General features: G+C 61.7%; 18 protein-coding genes. 10 read left to right on the top strand and 8 right to left on the bottom strand.

The features are described 5' to 3' along the window. Positions 1–104: 104 nt before the first annotated feature. Complete coding sequence (locus C484_RS13790; protein ID WP_006826524.1) at positions 105–623, bottom strand: peptidylprolyl isomerase; 519 nt, start codon at positions 621–623, stop codon at positions 105–107. Positions 624–816: 193 nt separating this feature from the next. On the opposite strand from C484_RS13790, the gene C484_RS13785 reads away from it, so the two are divergent. Beyond that, positions 817–2,289 carry a sulfatase-like hydrolase/transferase gene (locus C484_RS13785; RefSeq protein ID WP_083867348.1) on the top strand — a complete coding sequence of 491 codons (1,473 nt, stop codon included), beginning with the start codon at positions 817–819 and terminating at the stop codon, positions 2,287–2,289. Between the two features lie 266 nt (positions 2,290–2,555). Further along, positions 2,556–3,527 (top strand): succinylglutamate desuccinylase/aspartoacylase family protein, encoded by a 972-nt coding sequence (locus C484_RS13780; protein ID WP_006826522.1) that lies wholly within the window; start codon positions 2,556–2,558, stop codon positions 3,525–3,527. Positions 3,528–3,560: 33 nt separating this feature from the next. Here the strand turns inward: C484_RS13780 and C484_RS13775 are convergent, their stop codons facing one another. From C484_RS13775 to C484_RS13765, 3 genes are all read right to left on the bottom strand, one after another. Continuing rightward, positions 3,561–3,710, bottom strand: a complete 150-nt coding sequence (locus C484_RS13775; protein ID WP_006826521.1) for a hypothetical protein — start codon at positions 3,708–3,710, stop codon at positions 3,561–3,563. Positions 3,711–3,789: 79 nt separating this feature from the next. Next, positions 3,790–4,554, bottom strand: coding sequence for an SDR family NAD(P)-dependent oxidoreductase (locus tag C484_RS13770; protein ID WP_049915471.1), 765 nt, complete (start codon positions 4,552–4,554; stop codon positions 3,790–3,792). Positions 4,555–4,663: 109 nt separating this feature from the next. Next, on the bottom strand, positions 4,664–5,104 hold the full coding sequence (locus C484_RS13765) for a hypothetical protein (RefSeq protein WP_006826519.1): 441 nt from the start codon (positions 5,102–5,104) through the stop codon (positions 4,664–4,666). Between the two features lie 436 nt (positions 5,105–5,540). Between C484_RS13765 and C484_RS13760 the strand changes: the two genes are divergently transcribed. Further along, the gene (locus C484_RS13760) at positions 5,541–7,526 is read left to right on the top strand and encodes an archaea-specific SMC-related protein (RefSeq protein WP_006826518.1); all 1,986 of its coding nucleotides are present in this window, start codon (positions 5,541–5,543) and stop codon (positions 7,524–7,526) included. Positions 7,527–7,771: 245 nt separating this feature from the next. On the opposite strand, the gene rdfA is transcribed toward C484_RS13760, so the two are convergent. From rdfA to C484_RS13745, 3 genes are all read right to left on the bottom strand, one after another. Next, a complete protein-coding gene (gene rdfA, locus C484_RS13755) occupies positions 7,772–8,503 on the bottom strand; it encodes a rod-determining factor RdfA (RefSeq protein WP_006826517.1) in 732 nt (243 codons plus the stop codon). Between the two features lie 282 nt (positions 8,504–8,785). Continuing rightward, positions 8,786–9,577: an IclR family transcriptional regulator gene (locus C484_RS13750; protein WP_006826516.1), complete on the bottom strand. Its 792-nt coding sequence runs from the start codon at positions 9,575–9,577 to the stop codon at positions 8,786–8,788. 161 nt (positions 9,578–9,738) lie between these two features. Next, positions 9,739–10,902, bottom strand: a complete 1,164-nt coding sequence (locus C484_RS13745) for an acyl-CoA dehydrogenase family protein (protein WP_006826515.1) — start codon at positions 10,900–10,902, stop codon at positions 9,739–9,741. A 218-nt stretch (positions 10,903–11,120) separates the two neighbouring features. Here C484_RS13745 and C484_RS13740 point away from each other — a divergent pair, with 218 nt between their 5' ends. From C484_RS13740 to C484_RS13725, 4 genes are all read left to right on the top strand, one after another. Further along, on the top strand, positions 11,121–12,197 hold the full coding sequence (locus tag C484_RS13740) for a TAXI family TRAP transporter solute-binding subunit (RefSeq protein ID WP_006826514.1): 1,077 nt from the start codon (positions 11,121–11,123) through the stop codon (positions 12,195–12,197). A gap of 7 nt (positions 12,198–12,204) precedes the next feature. Beyond that, positions 12,205–14,394 (top strand): TRAP transporter permease, encoded by a 2,190-nt coding sequence (locus tag C484_RS13735; protein WP_006826513.1) that lies wholly within the window; start codon positions 12,205–12,207, stop codon positions 14,392–14,394. Positions 14,395–14,511: 117 nt separating this feature from the next. After that, positions 14,512–16,116 (top strand): long-chain-fatty-acid--CoA ligase, encoded by a 1,605-nt coding sequence (locus C484_RS13730; protein WP_006826512.1) that lies wholly within the window; start codon positions 14,512–14,514, stop codon positions 16,114–16,116. Between the two features lie 172 nt (positions 16,117–16,288). Beyond that, positions 16,289–17,428: an acyl-CoA dehydrogenase family protein gene (locus C484_RS13725; protein WP_006826511.1), complete on the top strand. Its 1,140-nt coding sequence runs from the start codon at positions 16,289–16,291 to the stop codon at positions 17,426–17,428. A 52-nt stretch (positions 17,429–17,480) separates the two neighbouring features. Here C484_RS13725 and C484_RS13720 read toward each other — a convergent pair whose 3' ends face one another. Then, on the bottom strand, positions 17,481–18,623 hold the full coding sequence (locus tag C484_RS13720) for a thiolase family protein (RefSeq protein ID WP_006826510.1): 1,143 nt from the start codon (positions 18,621–18,623) through the stop codon (positions 17,481–17,483). Between the two features lie 134 nt (positions 18,624–18,757). Between C484_RS13720 and C484_RS13715 the strand changes: the two genes are divergently transcribed. The 3 genes from C484_RS13715 (at position 18,758) to C484_RS13700 (ending at position 23,349) form a co-directional block, all read left to right on the top strand. Beyond that, complete coding sequence (locus C484_RS13715) at positions 18,758–19,648, top strand: 3-hydroxyacyl-CoA dehydrogenase family protein (RefSeq protein ID WP_006826509.1); 891 nt, start codon at positions 18,758–18,760, stop codon at positions 19,646–19,648. Beyond that, a complete protein-coding gene (locus C484_RS13710; RefSeq protein WP_006826508.1) occupies positions 19,641–20,462 on the top strand; it encodes an enoyl-CoA hydratase/isomerase family protein in 822 nt (273 codons plus the stop codon). Before C484_RS13715 ends, C484_RS13710 begins: the two co-directional genes overlap by 8 nt. A gap of 850 nt (positions 20,463–21,312) precedes the next feature. Then, positions 21,313–23,349 carry a lipopolysaccharide biosynthesis protein gene (locus C484_RS13700; RefSeq protein ID WP_006826506.1) on the top strand — a complete coding sequence of 679 codons (2,037 nt, stop codon included), beginning with the start codon at positions 21,313–21,315 and terminating at the stop codon, positions 23,347–23,349. Positions 23,350–23,397: the final 48 nt, after the last annotated feature.

Raw genomic sequence — 23,397 nt, 5'->3', positions numbered from 1 at the left:
TCAAGTTCGATTTCGAACGCAATCCTCGCCGAAATATCGGCTCCGAGCGTGCTGTCAAGCGGTGATCTGTAAAACGGAAGCTCGTATTTCGAGTGCAGCGCAGGTTACTCGTAGTCGATCGACACCGACTCGAGCACGACGTCTTCCTGGGGCTGATCGTTTCGGTCCGTGTCGACGTTGCCGATCTCCCGGACGACGTCCATCCCGTCGGTGACCTTGCCGAAGACGGAGTGGCGGTCGTCGAGGTGGGGTTGGGCGTCGAGCGTGATGAAGAACTGCGAGCCGTTCGTGTCCGGGCCGGAGTTCGCCATGCTCAAAATCCCCTCGTCGTCGTGACGGAGTTCGTCGTGGAACTCGTCGTCGAACTGGTAGCCGGGGCCGCCGCGGCCGGTTTCGGTCGGGTCGCCGCCCTGAATCATGAAGTCCTCGATGACGCGGTGGAAGGCCACGTCGTCGTACAGCGGTTCGCCCTCGATCTCCTCGCCTGTCTCGGGATCGGTCCAGGTCTTGCCGCCGGTCGCGAGGCCGACGAAATTGTCCACAGTGCGTGGTGCACGGTCGTCGTAGAGTTCAGCCTCGATGTCGCCGCGGTTCGTGTGCAGGGTTGCAGTAACGTTGCCCATACGTCGGCGACGATGGGACGCGTGAAAACGGTAGTGGTCTTTGCCAGTGTGGTCCGGGATATTTCGGGAAGCGGTCGGTCATCTCTAGTAGCCACTGAAAGCCGACAATCGCTTCTATCGTAGTGCAGTTCTATAAAGAGTTCATAAGGGAAGAATTTATTCAGTTCCAATCCGATACTGAGAGATAGCAAAGATGGATTCGGACAGCGACAAACCCAATATTCTACTTGTTATCTTAGATACAGTCCGGGCAAAGAATACGAGTCTCCACGGCCATTACAACCGTACAACTCCTGCGCTAGAACAGTTCTCTGCGCAGGCGACAGTCTACCGGCAGGCACGTGCGCCGAGTATTCATAGCGTCGCGAGCCACGCGAGTATCTGGACTGGACTCCACGTTCCGGAGCACAACATCACAGAACATGAGGGACGGCTCTCACCTGAAGCAACAATTTGGACCAGACTAAAGCGAGAGTATGAGTATCAAACGGGGTTGTTCACCCCGAATTACGTCATCGCAAACGCGTCGAACTTGTTCGAGTCGTTCGAAACCGTTGAAACCCCCGATTTCGGAAATATAGAAAATGCTCGCTTGTTCGATGCTTTCGATCCAACTGACGTGAAAGAATTAGAAGGTGTTTCTGGAAATCTAAAGCGCGCGATCACGTCCGGGAAGCCGGTGCGTGCGTTGGCAAATACGTTCTGGCGGGGCTACCGAGAGTTCAATCCCAAATGGCACGACTATCAGAAAGCCGACGGTGCTGAATTTGCGGACAGGTTCCTCGAGTGGGAAGCCGAACGGGACGGACCGTGGGCCGCATGTGTCAATGTGCTCGATGCGCACTATCCGTATATCCCGACGGCGGAATACGATAACTGGTCTGGGGACAGGATCCGGGATCTCCACGAGTCACTAGCCGGGCGGACGTTGAGTGATCAGTATTACGGCTCGAACGGCCGGCCGTGGGGAGAACTCAAAGCGCTCGAATCGCTCTACGACGGTGGTATCCGACAGGCAGATGCGGTGGTCAAACAGCTTGTAACGGCACTCCGAGAGCGCGGCGAGTTAGACGAGACGCTTCTCGTTATTACGAGCGACCACGGTGAAGGTTTCGGAGAGCGGTCGTTCGTGGCCCCGGACTGCCGTGCGGTGACGCACAGTTGGGGCGTCCACGAGGAGATAACGCACGTACCGTTGGTGGTGAAGTGGCCGGAGCAACACGCGTCCCGGACCGAGACGGCTCCTGCATCGTTGACCAATATTCCCGCAGCGATAGAGCGGGCTATAGACAGACCGGCTAGTATCCCCGATCCATCGGACGACCCGCTTCTCGACGGCCCGATCCTCACGATGACCGAACGACTTCGAAGGGAGGACCGACCCGACCGGCCCGAACCGTATTTCGGTCCGTGGAAAGCGGTTTACGAACCGACTGGAGATGACGGTGCCGTTCGGAAGCACGTGGTACGTGGGGAGACAGATCCGGACATCGCTACCGTCGACTGTATCAGTGCCCAGGCTGCCGTGGAATCGCACTCAAGCGATTCGAGAACGATCGTTACAGAGGCGTTCGATTCGCTGTCTCCAACGGCGGTCGCTGATGGGACAAATGAGGTCGGTGATGACGTAGAGAATCGACTGGCAGATCTCGGTTATATCCGGTAATCGCGCCGGGCAAGACGACCGAATCGGTTTTCGCGTGTGAGCGTCTCGCCACTGACCGTACTACGGACTATCGTAGCCACTGCAAGTCACTGTGCATCCGATCGCACGACGGCTATGCGATCGGTGGGTGAACTGTTGCAGGTGTTACTATCCCACCACAGTCCTCGGGTAATTTCGTTCCTCTTACAGAGATAGCAGTACCCCACTCTGCAACCGGCGGCCGCAACTACATACCGCCAGCCGTAGAACGACAGTACAAGAGTTCTATGAGCCCCAAAACGCACACCGACGAGGAGGTTACGCTCGCACGATTACCCTCCGGCGTCGCGCTCACGACGACAGTGCACACCTACAGCGGCTCTGCGGACGGCCCGACACTGTATGTCCAGGCCGCACAGCACGGCCGCGAAATAAACGGTACCGAAACCCTCCGGCGCTTTCACGACCGGCTTCCCTTGGAGTCGCTGTCCGGAACGATCGTCGCCGTTCCAGTCGCAAACCCGCTCACCTTCGACCGCGTCTCCTACACCGCGCCGGAACAGTTCGACAGCGTCAACCCCAACATGAACCGCGTCTGGCCTGGCGACGCCGACGGCAGCCTCCACCAGCGGATGGCCGCCCGCCTCTGGGGGTTTGCCGTCCAGGCCGACGCCATCGTCGATCTCCACACCGGGAGCCCAGACTTGCTTCCGCACGTCGTCTACCGGGAAGGCGATGATCGCGCTCGAGACCTCGCCAAAGCGTTCGGAACGGACATCCTGCTCTCGGAGGAGGCCGGCGAGGACGCCCCCGAAGAATGGCATCGCCGCGATTTCGCGGGCAAATTCCGCGTCGCCGCCGCCGAGGCGGGAGTTCCCGCAATCACACCTGAACTCGCGCACAGCAAACAGATCGTCGAAGACGCCGTCGAAACCGGCGTCGACGGGCTGCTCAACGTCTGTCGCTCGCTCGGACTGCTTCCCGGAAACGCGCCACGCCGCGAGCAAACCGTCGCCCGAAACCACCTCGGACAGGTCACTGCCGACGACTCCGGGCTGTTCCGTCCCGCTCCCACCCTCGAGTTCGGCGGGCTCGTTTCGGCCGGCACTGAACTCGGAACGGTGTACGATCCGACGACGTACGAGGTGTTGCAGACGGCGACGGCGGATCGGGAGGGGCTGTTGTACTCGCTGACACAGGAGGCGACGGTGACGGCGGGCGACAAACTCGCCAGTGTGGCGCTGGTGCGCGAGCAATAGCGGCGGACTGAGACATGAGGACGGGCAGAAAAATTACGAGAGCCCGAGCAGCGAGAAGCCGTATGCGGAGGCGGAGACGAGAACGATCGTCCACGCGCCGAGTTCGACTGTTAGCCAGCCGACGGTGTCGCGAGGGCGATCGTCGACGAGTAGCGCGAGCAGGGCCGTGAGGTGTATTCCCACGAGGACCGGTTCAACAAGAGCGATATCGGGGAGTCCGTACCGATCCCACGCTCGGCAGGCGCTCGACGGATCGGTCGGCCTACGCGGAAAAGCCGCCGTCGACGACGAGGCCGTGACCGGTGATAAACGACGCCTCGTCGCTCGCCAGGAACAGAATTGCGTCCGCGACTTCCCCGGGTTCGGCGAGGCGCTTGAGCGGGTACTGTTCGACCATCTGCTCGCGGGCCCGTTCGGGGTCATCCTGCTGAGACAGGTATTGATCGAGGAGTTGCGTCTCCGTAAAGCCGGGACAGACGGTATTCGCGCGGACGCCGTACGGGCCCGCTTCAGCAGCGACCGCACGGGTCATATTGAGGACGGCTCCTTTCGTCATCGAGTACGCGGCCTGTTTCGGCAAGCCGAGGATGCTCGCCAGCGAACCAACGTTGACGATCGAGCCGTGTCCCTGTTCTTTCATGTGGGGAAGCGCGGCGTGACAGCCGTTCCAGGCCCCGTTGATGTTCACGTCGATGACGAAGTCTCGAATCGAGTTCTCGAGTTCTTCGAGGCTCCCGCCCGGGTGGCCGGTACCGGCGTTGTTGACGAGTACGTCGAGCCCGTGCGTCTCGGCGATGTCGTCGATCACGTCGTGAAACTGGTCGCTGTCGGTCACGTCGAGTTCGTAGAACGAAGCGGTGCCGTTCGAGTCCGCGTTCTCGAGTTCGTCGGCGACGGCCTGGCCGCCGTCGCTGTCGACATCCGTGACGATGACGTGTGCGCCTTCTGCTGCACACCGTTCGGCGGTTGCCTTGCCGATCCCTGCCGCTGCGCCCGTGATGACGACGGTTTTCTCGGAGAGTCGCATGAATCCAGTATCGGGCGGACGATACATAAATTCGTTCATCGTTTAGCGGCTGTTCGTTGTCACTGTTTGCTGCTGTGACGATACGAAGAACAGTGGTAACTACACTGGCTTACAGGCAGTCACGTGTAGCGTCCGAGCGAGTGCCGGCGTGCGATCGCAGGGCGGCCTCCGGGTCGGCGTCCTCGCCAGGTGCTTCCGACTCGCGACACGGGCGCTCGGGAAGGATGCGGTAGTCGATGAGTTCGTCGTCTGCAACGATGACGACCAGAATGTCGCTCTCTGCGACGGTGTCGAATTCCGATCTGGAAACGACGAGTTGGTCGACAATCTGTCCGTCCTCCTCAAGCAGGAGGACGACGTGCTCGCCGTCGACGATTCGGTCGACGACGGCGACGTAACGCTCGGTATCGGCTGGCGTCTCGGTCGTGTCGGGCGGGCGAGCACCGCCGACAGTACCGGTTCCGAGTCCGCCAAGTGTCGTCCCGGCGAGGACGGCGAGTCCGTGCAAAGCAGTGCGTCGCGACAGGCTGCGGGAGCGATCCGAAACCATGGGCTCGCTGGTTGCGGTATCCTATATAAACTCGCGCCGGCAGGGAACCGGTGATGGTCACAACGTGTGATACGATACCGTTACCACTGCCACTACAGAGTAATAGACACAATAAAGACATATACCAGAACATGACAAATAGAGTGTGCTATTGAACGATAGTAATCTGATGATGGAAAAGCGAGTTCTTCGGAGGTGATTGCCCATACACAGCCATGATACTCGAATATAATCTACTGACGGAGACAGCAGACCAACAAGAATCGGACTGAGACGGATGAATAATATATAAATATGATTTCTATTATGGACTCAGTATCTGTACTGACGACGTTCACGGTCGGTCAGGAAGTCGACCGATTACCCGACGCACCCCCGGCCCACGAGCCGAGATTCCTCCAAAGGTTTATCAACTAGCTAGGAAGTAATTCGAATGATGGCTACACAGGAGTCCGTCGCCCATGAGGCACGATTACGGGCGCAAAACATCGGTGGGATCGACGAGACGACGATCGAACTCGAATCGGGGATCACCGTCCTTGCAGGACGAAACGCGACAAACAGAACGTCGCTTCTCCAGGCGTTTATGGCCGCTCTCGGGGGCTCGTCAGCCTCCCTCAAGGCCGACGCCGAGGAGGGATACGCCGAACTCGAACTCGACGACCAGACCTACACCCGAACGCTCAAACGAACGGGAAACACCGTCGTTACCGACGGCGAGCCGTATCTCGACGACCCCGAGCTCGCCGACCTCTACGCGTTCCTGCTGGAATCGAATCCGGCCCGTCGCGCCGTCACGACCGAAGACGACCTGCGCGAAATCATCCTTCGACCGGTCGACACCGACGAGATCGAGCGCGAAATCTCGCGGCTAACCGACGAGAAAAACGAAATCTCGAACGAACTCGATCGGCTCGACTCCCTCAAGAACGACCTCCCTTCGCTCGAACAGCAACGCACCGATCTCGAGGGGAAAATCGAGGACAAACGAGACGAACTCGAGGCCGTCAAAGCGGCAATTGAAGAGGCCGAAGCGAACGCAGACACCCAACAGGAGGGCCAGGACGAACTCGAGGAGAAACTCAGCGAACTCCGCGAGCGTCGCTCTGCACTCGAAGACGTCCGATTCGACCTCGAAACCGAACGCGAGAGCCTCTCCGCCCTGCGCGAGGAACGCGACGACCTCGAAGCCGAACAGGAAGACCTCCCCGCACTCGACTCGCTCGACCGCGAGGAAGTCGACGCCGAAATCGACCGACTCCAGCGCCAGTCCCAGTCGATCGACGGGGTTATCAGCCAACTCCAGAGCATCGTCCAGTTCAACGAAGAGATGCTCGAGGGCTCTCACCCCGAGATCCGACAGCTGCTGGCCGACGACGACATCGAGTCGACCGACCAGGCGATCACCGACCAGCTAGTCGACGACGGAGCGGAAACCGTCCGCTGTTGGACCTGCGGCAGCCAGGTCCAGCGCAGCGAAATCGAAGAGACGATCGATCGCCTTCGCGAACACCAAGAGACCAAACTCAGCGAGCGCGACGATCTCGAATCCCAGATCGAATCCCTGCGCAGCGAACGGCGCGAGATCGACCAGACGCGACAGCGCCACGAGCGCGTCGACCGACGACTCGACTCCGTCACCGACGAAATCGAACAGCGCGAAACCCGACTCGACGACCTCACCGATCGCCGCGAAGAACTCGAGAGCGAAATCGACGACCTCGAAACCGAGGCCGCCGAACTCGAAGCCGAAGCCGACGACGACACCGAGGACGACGACGAAGAGAGCCTCCTCGAACTCAACCGCCGCGCAAACGAACTCGAGTTCTCCCTCGGCAGACTCGAACGCGACCTCGAGACGACGACCGACGACATCGAGGACATCGAATCCGCACTCGAGGACGAAACGCAGCTCGAACAGCGCCGCGACGAAATTCGCGACGAACTCGAGGAACTCCGCACTCGGATCGACCGGATCGAGCGCGAGGCCGTCGAGTCGTTCAACGAGCACATGGACGCCGTACTCGAGGTGCTCGAGTACCAGAATATCGACCGGATCTGGATCGAACGCGTCGGCAAGACGGTCCGCGAAGGTCGACGGAAGGTCGAGCAGACGGCGTTTGACCTCCACATCGTCCGCAGTACGGCAGACGGCAGCACGTACGAAGACACGATCGACCACCTGAGCGAGAGCGAACGGGAGGTCACCGGCCTGATCTTCGGGCTCGCCGGCTATCTGGTCCACGAAGTCTACGAGGAAGTGCCGTTCATGCTGCTCGACTCGCTCGAAGCGCTCGACTCGAACCGTATCGCGGCACTGGTCGAGTACTTCGAATCCCACACCGACTTCCTCGTCGTGGCACTGCTGCCCGAGGACGCGGCAGCGCTCGACGACGAGTACGATCGCGTGACCGAAATCTAGCGCTCACGTTCAGCACCCGTTCTGAACGCAGGGATCCGATTTTCGAAATCAGTATTGCCCCCGAGCGTTCCGCAGATTGTCACGAGTGGTGACCAGTATTCCGCAACTTGAAATCCGATCACTGTTCCCGATCGTGGCCGTATCCCATAACAGTCGTACTATTGTTATGGGTTGTTCGAGAAGCAAGGCGGTCTGCAGTCCAACTGGCACCCGGACACCGACGGTCTCCGCGCCGACGATTCCCGCTACGACTCATAACAGTCACACGCGCCCGATTCCAGCAAGTCCGCTACATCGTACTGTTTTCCACACCGTTCACACAGTACCTGCACGTCCGCGAAAACCCGGTGCGGACCGACCCGCAACTGATCCGTCTCCTGCAGTCGATCGAGTTTACTCTCCGTGACCGAGACTGTTCGCTGGCGCAATTCCTCGATCGTTCGAGCCGTCGCCGCTGCACTCGGGCCGTCAGTTCCCGATGGCGCAGTGGCGTTTCGATACCCCGTCAGGTACGATCTGATCGCCCCGTACGAGACGAACTCGTCGGTTACCGTCTCGACAGCGACGCCATCTCGCTCGAGTCTCCGTTCGAGCTGTGTTCGTTCGCCACGGCTCCCGGTTTCCCCGGAGAGCACCGCATAGAGGTGCGAGACGTCTTCAGTGATCGTTTCGATCCCTGCCGCCATGAGGACCGCCCGCAGAAGTTGCTCGTTGAACCAGTCCGCAAGCGATCGAAGGCTCGCATCGGTTTCGGGGTTCGTCCAGCGGGCCTCGAGTTCATCGCCGACGCCTGCAAGTTCGCGGTCGTACTCGGAGATGAGTCGAGCAACCTTCGGTTGCGGGCCGGGTTTCGAGCGCGATGCGGGGGCAGCGGGTGTGGACGTATCGGATTCGCTCGACTCGGGAGGAGTCGTCTGGGGGTCCTGTCCCGCGTTGTCGTGGGCGCTCCGATCGGGGCTGTCGTCCTGGTCGTCCATCGAAAGTCGTCTGAAGAGTTCACGTTCGCGAGGAAAGCCGTTTCGGTGCTCGGCGTGGAATTCGTGGCCGAGTGTTTCGACGTGGTAGGCGAAAGCGTCCGCATACTGGAACGCGGAAACGCGATGCGGAGACGCAGCGGGAATGCGTCGGCACTACCATGCCCCGAGGGGAAACTCATCGGAGGTACTGAGGGCTCGTTCCGTATCGCGGATGGTGACGGATATTCGGCGGGACGAACGGGTGTATGCAACGGCATATTCCGGCATCCGAATCGCGGGGCGTTATCCGTATGCGAGCGTAACCCTGATCTCCCCGGCTTTGTCCCGGAGGCGGTTCGGGAGGTCGTCGTGGACGTACTCGTCCGTGAAGCGACTCGTCGGGCCGAACACGCTCAGCGCGCCGAGGAGGTCGTCGGCGGGCGTATAGACGGGGACGGCGACGCTCCGGAGGCCGTCCATGTGTTCTTCGTTGTTTACGGCGTACCCGCGATCGCGGATCTGCTCGAGTTCAGCGGCGAGGGTGTCGGGATCGGTGATGGTATTGTCCGTAATCGCGTCGAGGCCGGCTGTCGCGACGAAGTCGGCGACGGTGTCGTCGTCCCATTCCGAGAGGATCACCTTCCCGGAGGCGAGCGAGTGAAGCGGTCTGCGTTTGCCGATCATGGTATCGGAAAGGCTGCCGTACCGGTGGACGTAGACCCCCTCATATTCCTCTTCGACGATGAAAACGGCTCGTTCGTCCGTCTCCTTGCCGAGTTCGAACACCGAGCGCTTGGCGGCGGTGTAGCCGCGCCGTCGGGTTCGTGCCTGTTCGCTGATTTCGAGGAAGCGAAAGCCGATGTCGTAGGCGCCGTCGCGTTCGATCACGTAGCCGAGATCGACCAGCGTGGTGAGGTGGCGATAGACGGTGCTCTTGGTGAACTCGGTTCGACGCGTGAGTTCGGTAATCGTCACGCCGTCTGCGTCCGCGAGCGTCTCGAGGATTGCGAACGTCTTGCGGGTCGTCGAGACACCCGCGTCGTCCCGTTTCCCTCGGCCGCGGTCCCTGCTCATATCGAGAGTATTCCGCGGCATCTCAATGAATGTTCCGAATAATAAAACAGAATCTGCGGAGTGTGAAACCCGAGGGAGGACGGGTGGATTATGGTAAACCGAGAACCAGAAACCGGGAATTGAGAATTGGGGAACCGAACGGGGAAAGAGGAGAAGAAAAGGACGGCTGCACACGGGTGGCGCTACTGATATGCCGGGATACCGGTCAGATCCTCGCCGAGAATCAGCGTGTGGATATCGTGGGTGCCCTCGTAGGTGTAGACCGTCTCCATGTTCGCCATGTGGCGCATCGGCGAGTAGTCGGTCGTGATGCCGTTACCGCCGAGCATCTCGCGAGCGACGCGGGCCTGGTCGCGGGCCATGCGGACGTTGTTTCGCTTCGCCATCGAGACGTGCTGGGGCCGCAGGTCGCCGCGCTCTTTGAGGTCCGCGAGCCGGTAGGCAAGTAACTGGCTCAGCGTGATCTGGGTCGCCATCTCCGCGAGTTTGCGCTGCTGAAGCTGGAACTGAGCGATCGGCCCGCCGAACTGCTCGCGGTCGGTCGCGTACTGGCGGGCTTCCTCGAAGGCGTCGCGAGCCGCGCCGATCGCCCCCCACGCGATGCCGTAGCGAGCCTGCGTGAGACAGGAAAGCGGCCCCTTCATCCCGGAGACGCCGGGAAGCACGTTTTCTTCGGGGACGTGAACGTCGTTCAGCCCAATCTCGCCGGTGATCGACGCGCGCAGCGAGAGCTTCTCGGTGATCTTGTTCGTCGTGATCCCGTTGCGGTCGGTCTCGACGAGGAAGCCGCGAACGGGGTCGTCCTCGGCCGAGCGGTCGCGCGCCCAGACGATTGCAACATCCGAAATCGGCGAGTTCGTGATCCACGTCTTCGAGCCGTTGATGACGTAGCCGTCGCCGTCGGCCTCGGCGTCGGTCTCCATCGACGACGGGTTCGAGCCGTGTTCGGGTTCTGTGAGGCCGAAACAGCCAACCGCCTCGCCCTGCCCGAGCTTCGGCAGCCACTCCTCCTTTTGCGCCTCGCTGCCGTAGGCGTGGATGGGGTACATGACGAGTGCACCCTGCACGGACGCCATGGAGCGCAGCCCCGAGTCGCCAGCCTCGAGTTCTTGCATCAGAAGTCCGTAGGCGGTTTCGGAGACGTTCGGCGAGCCGTATCCCTCGAGGTTCGGCGCGTAGAAGCCGAGTTCACCCATCTTCGGGATCAGCTCTTTCGGGAACGTGCCCGCCTCGAAGTGCTCGCCGATGTCGGGCTTGACGTGTTCCTCGACGAACTCGCGGGCGGTGTCCCGGATCAACCGTTCTTCCTGGTCTAAATCCGCTTCGAGCTGAACGAAATCCAGCATGTATCATACTTCACCAACGGTGCAATAGGCGTTGCGGTACGTATTATCAAACGGAAGACCCATTCGCTATTCCGGTGTCGACCATCGTGTAAGACGTGTAAGGATAACTCACAGGTAGCTATCGCTGCTCGAGGAGAGCGTGCTGGGACGGCCGTTCGAATCGGTGATTTTGCGAGATTGCGGAAGGATTATAACACGTAAGTATGAAGGTGTGTCCCATGGTGGAAGAGCGGAATTACATCTCTAGGGGTACGACTCGACGAACATTCCTCGCGGCAGCCGGCGTCGGAGCCGCGACGGCGGCGGCCGGTTGTCTCGGCGGCGAGGGAGGCAGCGGCGGGGACCGCGACCTCGAGATGCTGTCTGACATCGGTTCGGGAACGGCAGTGTCGCCGACACCGAGCGGCTCAGGTACCGCTCCCGCGCTTGAGCAGGCGCTTGAGCACGCGACGGATGAGTACGATCGCGTGAGCAACACGTACAGCGAGCAGGGCAACGCGATGAACGAGAACCAGCTCGATGTCGGCGTGGGGACGCTCATGAACTTCTCAGTCGTCCCGAGTTGGCTTCAAGAGACCGCGAGTACTGTCGACAATCTCCGCGTGCTCGATATCTCGGACGAAACCGAGCAGGCCTGGGAGGACGACGAACGGCTCCTGATCCAGTCCGCGGACACGAGCCAGATCGACAATACGGACACGCCCGGTGAGATCCCTGCACCGACCTTCGCGTACAACTTCGTCTGTCGCAGTGACCTCGAGTACGATACGGTCTATTCGTTCCTCGAGACGATGTACGAACAGCGCGAACAGTTAGCAGAGTACCACGGGCTGTTGGGGACGTTCGAAGACGACGATTTCTGGGTCAAGAACATGTACGAAGACGTTCCGTTCCACCCCGCTGCGGCCGACTTCTACGAGGAGATCGACGTGTGGAGCGACGACTACGAGCGCGCCGACGGGAGTTCCGGCGGCAGCGGTGGGAGCGGCGAGACAACCGTCCGAATGCGGACCTCGACGCCGAAGACGACGGCGTACTCCGCGAATCAGGGACTGGCGAGTGCGGTCAACGACGGCACCGACGACCTCTTCGTCGAGGCACAGACGAGTCAGGGAACCGAAGCGAACCTCGGCGCGCTCGACAGCGAGGACGCGGAGATGGTGTACATTCAGAACTGGTCGGCACGGGAGGTGCAGGAAGAAGTCGGTAACTACAGCGAACTCGGCTTCGAGATGACACAGGTCGTCCACTATTACGACCTGCCGTGGTTCTTCGTCGCCGACAGCGGGAACTAGTTGACCGATGTCCGCAATTAGCCAGTATTCCGAGCGGAGACTCCCTCGGTTAGCCCTCGGAGTTATTATCTACGTACTCGGTGCGCTCTTCACGGCGTACACCGTTTTGTACGCCGTGGCCCTCGTCGCCGGGTGGCCGCTTACCGGCATCGTGCCCGAACCCGCGTGGGTGACGCGGAGCGAGCAGTACATGATTATCTTCCTCGGGTGGGGTCTCGCACTGTACTACCTCGACTGTGCCAGGACCCGGTTCGACGACGCCGGCGGGTCCGACGATGCAGACAGCGTCGACGAATCAGCGACGGGACTCAACCGCGCGCGCCGCATCTACGCGGCGATCGATCCGTACGTCGCGATCGCGTTCGCTGGTCTGGCGGTCCTCGCCACGGTCTACGTCTACGCGAACTTCGGTCGGCTCGACGACGACGCGTTCATCATCGGCTACAACACCACTGATCACGTCGTCGGCGGGACGTTGATCGCGCTGTCGATCGATACGACCCGGAGGGCGTTCGGAGCGTCTATCGCGGCCGTCGCCGTCGCGGCGATCGCGTACGCTCACTCGGCGGTCGGCCCCCGACTATTCAGTGTCTTCCAGCACTCGGGACAGAGTTGGGACCAAATCGCCGAGAACGGTGCGATCAGTATCAGCGGCGTCTACGACAGCACGATGATGGGGATCGGCTCAACGTGGGTCGCAATCTTCATCATGTTCGCCGGAATCGCGAAGGCCTACGGCCTGATGGATTTCGTCCGCGACATCGGCCAAGAACTCGGGACGAGCCTTCGAACTGGCGTCGTTCAGATTGCCGTCATCTCGAGTATGATCATGGGATCGATCACTGGCAGCGCCGCGGCGAACACGGCGACGACCGGCAGCTTCACGATCCCGATGATCAAGGATCAGGGCGTCCGCGACGACATCGCCGCCTCGATCGAGGCGGTCGCCTCCGCCGGCGGGCAGATGCTGCCGCCGGTGATGGGCGTCGCCGCGTTTTTGATGGCCGATATCATTCAGGTCCCGTATCTGGACATCGTTCAGGCGGGCGTTATTCCAGCGGCACTGTTCTACCTGAGCGTCTGTCTCGCCGTCCACTTCACGATCCTCAAGTTCGGCTGGATCTCGAACGACCTGTCGTCGTTCAACTGGCGGCTCCTCCTCAGCGGACTCCACTTCGTAGTGCCGATGGCCGTGCTCTTGTACACGCTCGTCTACCTGCGGTACACCCCGTTATCGGCAGGTATGAACACCATCTTCACAATTATCGGCGTGATGTTCCTCCGAAACTTCCTCGTCGGCGTCGCGGGCGTGGGATCGGACGAAGTCACGTTCGAAATCGGTGAGCGGCGATACCGGGGAGATAACACCCTCTGGAACGTCCTTGCAACGGTCAAACAGACGCTGGACGGGTTCAAGCAGGGAGGCATCGACATGGCACCACTCGTTGGCGTGCTGGCGGCCATGGGCGTGATCGTCGAAATGCTCGAGGGAACCGGGCTAACGGCCCGCGTCGCGACGACGATCGTCGGACTGGGTGACGTGAGCATTCTCGGATTCGGCGGGGGACTCTTCGTTGTCCTGTTCCTCGCGATGATCGCTAGCATCCTGTTCGGGCTGGGGATGCCGACGCCCGCAGCGTACATCCTCGTGGCCATTCTGGTCGCCAAACCAATCACCGAACTCGGGACGCCGGACATCGCGACGCATATGTTCGTGTTCTACTTCGCGATGCTATCGGCGATCACACCGCCGGTCGCGATTTCGGTCGCGATCGGCTCTCGGATCGCGGATGCCAGCTTCATGCGCTCGTGTCAGCAGGCACTCCGACTCGGTGCGCCTGGGTTCGTGATTCCCTACGCCTTCATCACGAACTCCAGCCTTATCGACTGGTCCGGCGAAACGCTGATCGCGTTCCCCGTCGTGCTGGCGGGGACCATCGGGCTGATCGTCGCGACCGTCGGCTTCGACGGGGCTCGGGACCTCTCGGTTCCGGCTCGCGGGCTCTACGTCGTCGCGGCGCTCTGTGCCATGTTCGGGTCGATCGTCCACGTTGCGATCCAGATCGTCGCCGCGGCCGCCATCGTCGGCGTGTTGCTCCACGCCCGGCTCGTCGTCGGGTACGAAATGCCGGCCGAAACCGACACTGACACCAACGCCGACGCCGAACCCGCCATCGACACGTCGACCGGCGACTGATCGCGGCTCCGCCCACTGACACTGGGCTACTCGGACCCCGTTCTCGCGAACAACTGAAATAAATGGAATCAACAAGTAATAACCCTTTTGTGGCCCTCAAACGACCCTACACAAAGTATGACAAATCTCGTGAGGGACGTCGGCGAGACCGTCGAATCGAACCCCGATGCGGCTGCGATCGCCTACGACGGCGCGGAACTGAGCTACGAGGAGTTCTGGAAGCGAGCCGGTCGGTTCGGGAAAGCGCTCGAAAACCGCGACATCGGCGAGGGCGACCGCGTCGGAATCTATCTGCCGAATCTGCCACAGTTCGTGACGGCCTTCTACGGAACGCTGCGTGCCGGCGGGATCATCGTCCCGATGAACCCCCAATACAAGGCCCGCGAGATCAGCCACATGCTCGGCGACAGCGGCGCGAAGGCCGTCGTCACGCTGGCTGAACTCGTCCCCAACGTCCGCGAGGTGCAGGACGTAACCGACGTCGAACAGGTGATCAGTGTGGGTGCCGATGTCGAAGGTGTCACTGCGTTCGACGAGTTCATCGCGGACGAAACCAACGCGGTCGTCGACCGAGCCGATGACGACGTGGCGGTCCAGCCCTACACCTCCGGGACGACCGGCACGCCGAAGGGCGTCCTGCTCACGCACCACAATCTCGCCTTTACGACGCGAGCCAACGCTAGCGTCCCGCCGGGCGGATTCCAGGCCGCCGATCGACTCATCGGCACGCTGCCGCTGTTTCACATCTACGGCATGTCCGTCGTGATGAACGGCGCGATGTACAGCGGCGGCACCTACTACCCCGTCCCCGAATGGGACGCCGCGGCAGTGATGGACCAACTGGAGGACGACGATATCACGATCATGTTCGCCGTCCCCGCAATGTTCAACGACATGATCAACCGCCCTGACGCCGACGAGTACGAGTTCGAGGCGCTGCGCTTTGCCAACTCCGGTGGGTCGAGCCTTCCTCTCGAGGTCCTCGAACGGTTCGAAGATTTGTGGGGTGTCCAACTCAACGAAGGCTACGGGCTGACCGAGACGAGTCCGGTCACCCACGCCAACACGAACGACGCCCGCCGGAAGGGCAGTATCGGCCAGCCACTCGACGGCGTCGAGGCGAAGATTGTCGATAGCACGGCCCGACAGTCCGACGCCCCGGGCGACGAACCGCCCGAAGACGAGGGCCTCGAGACGGTCCCGCGCGTCGAAGAAGGTCCCATCGACGAGGCCGACGCCGATCTGCACGAAATCACCGGTGAACTCGTCATCTCCGGGCCGAACGTGATGAAAGGCTACTACGAACTGCCCGAGGCGAACGACGAGGCCTTCACCGAGGCAGACGGCACACGCTGGTTCCACACCGGCGACATCGGCTACTGGGACGAGGATGAGTTCTTCTTCGTCGTCGACCGCGAGAAGCACATGATCGTCACCGGGGGCTACAACGTCTACCCGCGCGAGGTCGAAGAACTGCTCTTCGAACACGAGGACATCGCCGACGCCGCCGTGGTCGGCGTGCCGGACGAGCGCCGCGGAGAGACCGTCAAGGCGCTGGTCGTGCCGACGCCCGACGCCGACGCGACGCCCGAGGAGATCAAAGCGTACTGTCTCGAAAACCTCGCGGAGTACAAACACCCCCGCGAAGTCGGGTTCGTCGAGACCCTTCCACGGACGACGACGGGAAAAGTCCAGAAGTTCAAGATCCGCGACGAAGACTAGCCGCCTCGCGACTACCGGACTGAACTCGGGTTGCCGGCCGTTCGCCTGTAGCACCGTCAGTCACGAGTATCTGACACCAGGGTTACTTTACAACGGTTAACTATCGGCACTAATCTTTTGCAGCGTTTGAGATCATCGAAGCTATTTTGTGACTCGCCGATGAGCATCAGATATGGCTTTCAGTCTATCCGACGAGCACGAGGCGATTCGTGAGGCCGTTCGCGAGTTCGGTGAGAACGAGATGAAGCCGGTCGCGGAAGAGTACGACTGCGAGGGTAAGTACCCGCTCGAACTGCGCGAGAAGGCCGCCGAGTACGATTTCGTCGCGCCGGGCATCCCGATCGAGTACGGCGGGGCCGGTATGGACAAGATCTCGAGTACGATCGTCACGGAAGAACTCTGGCGCGCCGACCCGGGTATCGGCTCGGCCGTCGGTTCCGCCGGCTTCGGGACGAACATGATCGTCGAGTTCGGCGACGAGTGGATGAAAGAGGAGTGGCTCCCGAAGATCGCGGGCGGCGAGACGGCCTCCTGTTCGATGATTTCCGAACCCGCACACGGGTCGAACGTTGCGGGTATCGAGACGGTGGCCGAGAAAGAAGATGATGAGTTCGTCCTGAACGGGAACAAGATGTGGATCACGAACGGCACGGTCGCCGATATCGGCGTGCTGATGGCCAAAACAAGTCCAGGAGAGGGCCACCGCGGGATCACCGCGTTCCTCGTGCCGATGGATTCGGACGGCATTTCGACGGACAAGATCGACAACAAACTCGGCATCCGCGCCTCAGATCTTGCGGAGGTCGTCGTCGACGACGTACGCGTTCCTGAAGAGAACGTCATCGGCGAGGTGGACAAGGGCTTCTACCAGCTCATGGAGTTCTTCGCCTCCGGCCGGACGAGCGTCGCCTCGCAGGCGGTCGGTGCCGCACAAGGAGCACTCGATGCCGCGATCGAGTACGCCGGCGAGCGCGAGCAGTTCGGCCAGAAGATCAAGGAATTCCAGGCCATCGAGCATAAACTCGCCGAGATGGCGACCCGCGTCGAGGCGGCCCGGTCGCTGACCTACCGCGCCGCGACGGAAGTCGAGCAGAACAACCAGGATATCGCCGCGCAGTTCTCGAGCATGGCGAAACTGTTCGCCAGCGAGATCGCGGTCGAGGTCGCCGACGAGGGCATCCAGGTCCACGGCGGCTCGGGCTACGTCACGGACTACCCCGCAGAGCGCTACTACCGCGACGCCCGCATCACGAAGATCTACGAGGGAACGAGCGAGATCCAGAAGAACATCATCGCAGATCAGTTGCTGTAGACGGTTTCCTTTCCGCTCCGTTTTCTTCGTTTTCTTCGGTTCTCCGTTTTCGTCAGGGCGCAGGAACGCTGAACTCGACCGCAGCTCCCTGTCCGTAGCCGACGCACATCGTCGACAGGCCGAGGCCGCCGCCGCGCTTTCTGAGTTCGTGAATCAGCGTCACCGGCAATCGCGCGCCCGACGCGCCGAGGGGGTGGCCGAGCGCGATCGCGCCGCCGTTGACGTTGAAGATCTCGTCGTCGAAGCCCAACTCCTCCTGGCAGTAACGCGTCTGGCTCGCGAAGGCCTCGTTGAGTTCGACGAGGTCGTAGTCGGCGGCCGACCGGCCGTTTCGCTCCCAGATACCCTGGACCGCCGGCACCGGGCCGATTCCCATCACTTCGGGGTCCACGCCCGCGACCTCGTGGTCGCCGACTTCGGCCATGATCACCAAGTCGTGGTCCTCGGCGAACGCGCGGCTCGTGAGCATGACGGCCGCCGCGCCGTCGGAGATCTGGGAGGCGTTGGCGGCGGTGACGGTACCGCCTTCCTCGAAGGCGGGCGGCAGCCCCGAAATCTTCTCACGGGTCGTACCGGGACGGAGACCCTCGTCTTCCTCGACGACCTGCTCGCCCGTGTCGATGGGTACTGTTTCATCGTCGAAGCGGCCCGCCTCGCTCGCCTTGCAGGCGCGTTGCTGGCTGCGAGCGCCGTAGGCGTCTTGCTCCTCGCGGCTGATGTCGTACCGGCGAGCGACGGTTTCTGCGGTCTGGCCCATCTGGAGATCGGCGGCGGCGTACTGGGCTGCAATGGCGTCGTAGGACCCGATTCCCTTCCGACGCTCGGTGCGAGTCATGTTCTCGACCCCGCCGGCGACGATGACCTCGCGCTGGCCGGCCCGGATGGCGTCGCTCGCGCTCATGATCGCCTCGGCCGAGGAGGCACAGAGGCGGTCGATGGTGGTTCCCGGTACGCTTTCGCCCAGTTCCGAAGCGAGGGCGATCACGCGGGCGAGGTTGTTGCTCTGCTCGTCGACCTGCTTCGCACAGCCCCACCGGATGTCATCGATGTCGTCACCTGCGAGCCCGGTGCGCTCGAGCATCGTATCGACCAGTGGTACCGAGAGTTCAGCGCTACCGGTGTCGGCGAAGACACCGCCGTGTTTACCCTGTGGCGTCCTGACCGCTTGTACGACTACTGGTTGGGTGTCGCTCATCGGTTGTCACGGTGTTTCAGGGGGAGGGGTAAAGTCGCTCCGTTCTCGGTGAGATTCTCTCGTTCAGGCGCTGTCTGCACCCCGTCGGTGTGTGAACAGGAACGCTTTTGATCGATTCCTGTGTGGGTTTGACCATGCAAGTCACAGTGCTCGGAGCCGGGAGCATGGGCCACGGAATCGCACAGGTCTCGGCGATGGCAGGCTACGATGTCATCCTTCGAGACATCGAGTCCGAACTCGTCGAGGACGGACTCGAGGGCATCCGCGAGAACCTCCAGGGCGGCGTCGACCGGGACAAGGTCACCGAAGACGAAATGGAAGCGACGCTCGGGCGCATCGAGGGTACGACCGACCTCGCCGCGGCCGTCGCCGACGCTGAACTCGTCGTCGAAGCCGTCCCCGAGGATATGGACTTAAAGCAGGACGTGCTCTCGGAGGCCGAAGACGAAACCGGCGAGGAGACGGTGATCGCCTCGAACACCTCCTCGCTCTCGGTGACCGAGATGGCGAGCGCGCTCGACCGACCCGAGCGCGTCGTCGGCCTGCACTTTTTCAACCCGCCGCACCTGATGGACCTGGTCGAGATCGTGATCGCTGAACAGACCGACGACCGGACCGAAGCGTTCGCCGTCGACTACGTCCGCGAGATCGAGAAGGAGGACGTGGTCGTCCGCGACAGCGCCGGCTTTGCGACCTCGCGACTCGGTCTCGTAACGGGACTCGAGGCCATCCGGATGGTCGAGGAGGGCGTCGCCAGCCCCGCGGACATCGACGAGGCGATGAAACTCGGCTACGGCTACCCCATGGGCCCGATCGAACTCGGCGACCACGTCGGACTGGACGTGCGCCTGCACATCGCCGAACACCTCCGCGAGGAACTCGGCGAGCGGTTCAAGCCGCCCCAGGCGCTGCGCCGGAAGGTTCGCGCGGGCAACCTCGGCAAGAAATCCGGTGAAGGCTTCTACGTCTGGGAGGACGGCAAACGCGCCGGCATGAGCGGTGACTGGGGTGAGGACGATGCGTGAGGACGACCTCGCCGCACTCGATACTGAACTCGAACTGGTCTCCGTCTCGGTCGGCGAGCACGCCGAGAAGGTCGGAACGATCGCCATCGAACGTCCCGACGCCCGGAACGCACTCAACGGCCAGATCCGCACCGAACTGAAAGAAGCCGTCGCCGCCGCAGAAGCGGACGACGCGGTGCGCGTGCTCGTCCTCACTGGCGGCGAGGGCTCCGGCGCGTTCGTCGCCGGCGCGGACGTCACCGAGTTCAAAGACCGCGGCCTCGTCGAGCAGCGCGAAGCCAGCGAGCGCCCGCGGGTCTACGAGACCGTCGACGACGCTTCGATCCCCATCATCGCGCGGATCAACGGTCACGCCCTCGGCGGCGGTTGTGAACTCGCACAGGCCTGCGACGTTCGCATTGCAGCGGCGGGGTCGAAGCTCGGCCAGCCCGAGATCAACCTCGGCCTCATTCCCGGCGGCGGCGGGACCCAGCGACTCGCCCGCCTCGTCGGCGAGGGCCAGGCGATGCGGCTGATCCTCTCCGGCGAACTCATCGACGCCGCGGAGGCGAAGGAAATCGGCCTCGTAGATCAACGCTACGACGAGGAGGAACTGGACGACGGCGTCTACGAACTCGCGAGTTCAATGGCCGCGAAGAGTCCGATTGCACTCGAGTTCGCCAAGAACGCAGTGAAGGCGAGTTCGCGGATGGGACTCGAGGAGGGGATCGAGTACGAATCGGAGCTGTTCGTCCAGTTGTTTGCAACCGAAGACAAAGATGAAGGAGTCGGGGCGTTCCTCGAGAGTCGCGAGCCGGAGTTCACGGGCGAGTAGTACATCGACGCAACTAGTTCGAGAAGTGAGTGAACCGTAATCTAATCGGGAATGGGATATTTTAGTTCATCCATTTGATTTCGACTGGAAGTGGGGAACTGATGCGCTGTCGGTTCTGGGGGCGGCGCTATCGAGACCCAAGAAACCGGGAGTAGACCGGCGAGCGGGCGCAATTGAACACAGTGTAAATTTTGCTTGAGCGTGCCAATAGTGGTACAGTAGTTGTTTCACTGAGTTCCAGTATTGGAAACCCACGCAAAATCATAGTGAGCGAACATATGATCGGATATGGTAGATCTACGGGCGAACTCTAGTGCGGAAGTGATCTGGTCGGCCGCTTGCTTCGCGCGGTGATGCTGCCCGAACGATTCGTGGTACCACCGGTCTCGCCGTGCCCGAAACCGCTTCGGGCACATACCGACGCGACAAGGGGCACATCCGGGGAGTATCTCCGTTCCGTGGCCGAGCAGAGACTTGGGATATTTCGAATCACTCGGCGTCATAGCGGCTTATTCGCTGTATAATAAACCCAGAATAGCCACGATGAACGATCGATGAATCTGCTCTGTCGGTCGTCACTCTCTCCACGTCAGCGGTCGAACGCGCGGACGAGTTCTCCGACAGAACAGCGTGATCACGGGTCTCTTTTCGCCGCCATCGACGACGGGCGCTCGAACGTCACTGCGTGCCTTCGGGATGCCGACAACGCAGTGGCGTCAGCGTTGGGGTTGGCGTCGCCGTCGAAAGTCGCGTGCGGCGAGTGCACGCTGCGACTCGGACTCGGTACGCCGAATGGGTCGGTCACCGTCGAGTCGGACGACACTGAATCGCGACGATTGCACCAGAACGCATGAAACGGAGCATCACGAGCGGATTTCTCTCGATCGTCAGCATCAAATTTCTCCTGATCAGCCTCGACTTTCTCTCGTCACCGCTTTTGACCCGGTTCCTGGGCAAGGGATACGGTGACTACGCAGTTCTGATGTCGATATTTGCGATCTACATGATCTTCGTCAGTTCGGGCGTCGGTGACGGCGTGCGAAAGTACGTCGCAGAGGAACGCGACAGGGACCACTGGGACGAACACGTCGTCGGGTTCTACCTCCGCCTGGCGATCCTCCTCGCAGCGGTCGGGTGTTTCGGGCTCGCTCTCGCGGTCCAGACCGGGTTCGTGACCGCCCGACTCGGAACGTCGTACCGGACGTACTTTTATCTCCTCTCGCTGCTCGTGTTCACCTCCCAGTTCCGCGAGTACACGCGGCGGACGCTCATGGGATTCGGACTCGAGCGCTACTCCGAGCCGCTGCTCTTCCTCGATAAAATCCTGTTTATCATCGTCGGCGTCGGTCTCGCGTCCCTCGGCCACGGCGTCCCGGGGGTGCTGATCGGTCACATGGTCGGCGCGGTCACGACGTCGATCGTCGGGATCGCACTGATAAACCGGACGGTATCGCTGCGGACCGCGCTCACCCGATTGCCGCCCAAGGACTTCCCGCGCCGTGAACTATTCACCTTCAATGCGCTCAGTATCGTTCTCATCCTCTGTTTGACGTCACTCTACGAACTCGACGTCATGATGCTCGGAGTGCTCGGAACGACGCAGGAAACCGCCTACTACAAGATTTCGCTCACGATCGCGGAGTTCCTCTGGATCGTCCCGCTGGCGCTGCAGAACGTGCTCTTGCACTCGACCTCGAACATTTGGTCGAACCACGACCGCGAACGGATCGACTCGATCGCCGCCCGTGTCACCCGGTACACGCTGTTGTTTACGTTACTGCTCGCGATCGGCATCGGCTCGCTCGCCCCGGTCGCGCTACCGATCGTGTATCCCGCCGAGTACATCGCGAGCTACGTCCCCATCCTCCTGTTGCTCCCCGGCTGCGTCGGGTTCGCGCTGGCACGACCGATCCTCGCGATCGGGCAGGGCAAAGGCGACCTTCGCATCCTCATCGCCTCGACCGGCGCAGCGGCAGTTGGAAACATCGTACTCAACGGGCTGTTGATCCCCCGATACGGAATGTACGGTGCGGGCGTCGCAACGAGCCTTAGCTACGGATTTATGTTCGTGTTTCACGTCTGGAGTGCCAGAGAAATCGGATTCGACCCGGTCACCGGTGCGCGAATTCCGCAGGTCGTTTTCGCGGGCGGGCTCGCTGCAATTCCGATCGGTCTGCTGGCACGAGTTCTCGGCGATTCGTTCCTCTCGCTGGCCGTCGTCCCGCCCGTCGGCGCGGCGGTCTTTCTCGCGGCCGCGCTCCTCGTCGGCGCACTCGACGTAGACGAGATCATCGCCGTCCTCGAGGCCGCTCCGGACCCGATCGGTGCACTCGGCTCGACTCTCCGCGCTGAACTCGATGTCGCTGATACCGACCACGAAGCGGACGGCGAGACGACAATGGCCGGCGGTGACGACGGTATGTCGCCCGAGACCACCCCCTCCGCTGACAACCGACGCGAGGCTGAGACGAGTTCCGCCGGCACAGGAGGGCAATCACAAACGGCTGTGCAAGCGACCGACGAGTGCAGTGGCAGTGCCAGCGGGAGTGAGAGCGACAGCGGCAGTGGCGCAGAACGGCAAACGCTGACGAATCGGAACTGGAACCAGCTCGGTGACGCGACGACGACGATTCACTCACAGACCCTGGCTGATAGCCGTACGGACGCATCGGCTGCTGGAGAGAGACAGCGACTGGAGGAACGAGAACGAGAGCAGGAACAGCAACGAGAACGGAACGCAGCGACGGGGGACGGTTCAGCGTCGGATACCGACGTGCACGAGCGACTGGAGACGCTCGAAACGGGGATCGAACGGCAGAACGACCGGCTCGAGAGTCAGCGACAGACGATCGAGCAGTTGATCGATGAACTCCGGCGAGGGCGGTAACGGGTTCGTGTCGCCGCGACCGAACGGGACAGGAAAGCACTGCGTTCA

It is taken from the genome of Natrialba taiwanensis DSM 12281, assembly GCF_000337595.1.
Classification (GTDB): domain Archaea; phylum Halobacteriota; class Halobacteria; order Halobacteriales; family Natrialbaceae; genus Natrialba; species Natrialba taiwanensis.
This window is presented reverse-complemented; position numbering and strand designations above follow the sequence as displayed.

Bases quoted from the DNA above. Each gene is read 5' to 3' on its own strand.
- C484_RS13790 (WP_006826524.1), bottom strand. From the start codon at position 623: ATGGGCAACGTTACTGCAACCCTGCACACGAACCGCGGCGACATCGAG.
- C484_RS13785 (WP_083867348.1), top strand. From the start codon at position 817: ATGGATTCGGACAGCGACAAACCCAATATTCTACTTGTTATCTTAGAT.
- C484_RS13780 (WP_006826522.1), top strand. From the start codon at position 2,556: ATGAGCCCCAAAACGCACACCGACGAGGAGGTTACGCTCGCACGATTA.
- C484_RS13770 (WP_049915471.1), bottom strand. From the start codon at position 4,554: ATGCGACTCTCCGAGAAAACCGTCGTCATCACGGGCGCAGCGGCAGGG.
- C484_RS13765 (WP_006826519.1), bottom strand. From the start codon at position 5,104: ATGGTTTCGGATCGCTCCCGCAGCCTGTCGCGACGCACTGCTTTGCAC.
- C484_RS13760 (WP_006826518.1), top strand. From the start codon at position 5,541: ATGGCTACACAGGAGTCCGTCGCCCATGAGGCACGATTACGGGCGCAA.
- rdfA (WP_006826517.1), bottom strand. From the start codon at position 8,503: ATGGACGACCAGGACGACAGCCCCGATCGGAGCGCCCACGACAACGCG.
- C484_RS13750 (WP_006826516.1), bottom strand. From the start codon at position 9,577: ATGCCGCGGAATACTCTCGATATGAGCAGGGACCGCGGCCGAGGGAAA.
- C484_RS13745 (WP_006826515.1), bottom strand. From the start codon at position 10,902: ATGCTGGATTTCGTTCAGCTCGAAGCGGATTTAGACCAGGAAGAACGG.
- C484_RS13740 (WP_006826514.1), top strand. From the start codon at position 11,121: ATGGTGGAAGAGCGGAATTACATCTCTAGGGGTACGACTCGACGAACA.
- C484_RS13735 (WP_006826513.1), top strand. From the start codon at position 12,205: ATGTCCGCAATTAGCCAGTATTCCGAGCGGAGACTCCCTCGGTTAGCC.
- C484_RS13730 (WP_006826512.1), top strand. From the start codon at position 14,512: ATGACAAATCTCGTGAGGGACGTCGGCGAGACCGTCGAATCGAACCCC.
- C484_RS13725 (WP_006826511.1), top strand. From the start codon at position 16,289: ATGGCTTTCAGTCTATCCGACGAGCACGAGGCGATTCGTGAGGCCGTT.
- C484_RS13720 (WP_006826510.1), bottom strand. From the start codon at position 18,623: ATGAGCGACACCCAACCAGTAGTCGTACAAGCGGTCAGGACGCCACAG.
- C484_RS13715 (WP_006826509.1), top strand. From the start codon at position 18,758: ATGCAAGTCACAGTGCTCGGAGCCGGGAGCATGGGCCACGGAATCGCA.
- C484_RS13710 (WP_006826508.1), top strand. From the start codon at position 19,641: ATGCGTGAGGACGACCTCGCCGCACTCGATACTGAACTCGAACTGGTC.
- C484_RS13700 (WP_006826506.1), top strand. From the start codon at position 21,313: ATGAAACGGAGCATCACGAGCGGATTTCTCTCGATCGTCAGCATCAAA.